The organism is Streptomyces sp. AcH 505, assembly GCF_000818175.1.
Taxonomy (GTDB): Bacteria; Actinomycetota; Actinomycetes; order Streptomycetales; family Streptomycetaceae; genus Streptomyces.
This window is the reverse complement of the sequence record NZ_JTIY01000002.1, coordinates 476,701-478,880: the sequence shown is the minus strand read 5'-3', so window position 1 is coordinate 478,880 and position 2,180 is coordinate 476,701. Positions and strand designations below refer to the sequence as shown.

At 69.3% G+C, this 2,180-nt stretch carries 2 protein-coding genes; both read right to left on the bottom strand.

The annotated features are described in order from the left end of the window. Positions 1-1,108, bottom strand: a 1,108-nt coding sequence (locus HY68_RS45760) for an RICIN domain-containing protein (protein WP_241778832.1), incomplete at its 3' end; no start/stop codon positions are given. Then, the coding region (locus HY68_RS32290) for a family 16 glycosylhydrolase (RefSeq protein WP_041998504.1) at positions 1,105-2,180 on the bottom strand (1,076 nt) is incomplete at its 5' end. The genes HY68_RS32290 and HY68_RS45760, both read right to left, overlap by 4 nt.

The following is a 2,180-nucleotide window of genomic DNA, read 5'->3' as shown; positions in this document are numbered from 1 at the left end:
TGCCCCACTCGTCGTTACGGGACAGCCACTGCTGCTGGGTGCCGGACCTGACCTGGCCGTCGACCTTCGAGTCGGCCATGAAGCCGCCGCTGGCCCAGCCGCCGTCGTCCAGGGCGAGATTGCCCCGCACGTGCATGCGGCGGTAGGGGGCGGCCTGGGAGACGGCCCAGCGGTCGGTGCCGCCGGTGGGGGTGACGGACAGGTTCTCCGCGTCACGCCAGAAGTTCTGCGTGGCGTTCTGCGGCGGGAACCAGTCGGCCTCCGCGTGCACGGCCCCGTTGATGTTCACGTCGTCCGGCGAAAGCCCGAGCCCCGCCACCTGCGTGTAGAAGCCCACGTTGACATCGACGTTGTAGTTGCCGGGCCGGAACAGGAACGCCTGGCGCTGAGCGCCGAACTGGTTGGTCTCCTGCTGCTTGAAGACCGCGCTGACCTTGCTCTGGATCGTCGCCGCCGGCATCGACGGGTCGAAGACGGTGACGTTGGGACCGAAATCAGGGGTACCGGCGGGCGGCGGCGGGTCGGCGGCGGCCAGCCGGAAGGACTGGGCCGCGGTCCCGTTGCAGGCGTACTGCACGAGCTGGACGCCGTCGGCGGTCGAGGCGGCCGGTACGTCGAGGCACTTGCCGCTGTGGCCGTTGACGAAGTGGTACGAGCCGTCGGCCTCGGCGACGGCCTGCCACTGCTGGTTGTCGCCGTTGCTGTACGTCCACAGCTGGATGGGCGCGCTGTCCGCGACGGAGACGTCCTTGACGTCCCAGACCGCGCTGGTGGCGTTGCGATTGCCCACCTGGTAGCGGCCGTTCGCGGCGGCGGTGAGGGTCCAGTTCTGGGCCGTCGTGCCGTTGCAGGCGTACTGCTGGACGACGGTGCCGTTGGCGGTGCCGGCCGCCGCGGCGTCGACGCACTTGCCGCTGCCCTTGTTGACGACGGTGACCCAGCCGGTGGGTACGGCGGCGGCGGCCGTCGTACCGGCGGCGGCCTTCTGCTGGGGGAAGGCGACCAGGGCGGTGCAGAGCGCCACCACGGTCAGCAGGAGCATCGGGAGGAACGGGCGTCTGTAGCGGTGGAGTACGCCGGTTTCGGCGCCGAAGTGAAGTGTTCTCATGCGGCGTTGACCGTCCACTTCTGGTTGGCTCCGCCACCGCAGGTCCAGATCTGCAGCCGGGTGGAGTTGGCCGAGTTGTTGCCCGTGACGTCCATGCACTTGTTGGCCTGGATGTTCACGATGTCGCGCGCCCCGGAGACGGCCCACCGCTGGTTGGGGCCTCCGGTGCAGTCCCAGAGCTGGAGCTGCGCACCGTCCGCCGTGCTGTTGTCCTTGACGTCGAGGCACTTGCCGAGCGCGCGGATCGTGCCGTCCGAGCCGACCGTCCACTTCTGCGCCGCGCTGCCGTTGCAGTCGTAGAGCTGGACGGGGGTGCCGTTGGCCGAACTCGCAGCCGCCACGTCGACGCACTTGCCCGCGAGTCCGGTGATGGAGCCGCCCGAACCGCCGGTGCCGCCGCTGCTGGTGGTGACGTGCACGTAGTCGACGACGAGCTTCTGCGGGAACGTGGTGGAGCTGTTCGGGTCACCGGGCCAGTAGCCGCCGACCGCGAGGTTCATGATGAGGAAGAACGGCTTGTTGAACGCCCAGGTCTTGCCGCTCACGTCGGCGGGCGTACGGCGCTGGTAGACGTTGCCGTCCACCGACCAGGTGATGGAGTCGGGCGCCCAGTCGACGGCGAAGGTGTGGAAGCCGTCGGCGAACGCCTGGCCGCCGGGGAGCGAGTAGCCGGCGCCGATACCGGCCGAACCCGAGTAGCCGGGGCCGTGGATCGTGCCGTGCACGGTGTTCGGCTCGAAGCCGACGTTCTCCATGATGTCGATCTCGCCGCTGTTGGGCCAGCCGACGCTGCCGATGTCGTTGCCGAGCATCCAGAACGCAGGCCACATGCCCTGGCCGCGCGGGATCTGCATCCGGGTCTCGACGTGCCCGTACGCGGCGGAGAACTTGCCCGAGGTGTTCAGCCGGGCCGAGGTGTACTCGCACCGGCCGTACCAGCACTGGTAGTTGCCCGGGTTCTCCTTGCGCGCCGTGATGACCAGGTGTCCCTGGCCGTCGAGCGCGGCGCTGGTGTTGCCGGAGGTGTAGTACTGGCGCTCGTGGTTGTCGACGTTGTCGCCGGTCTCCGTCT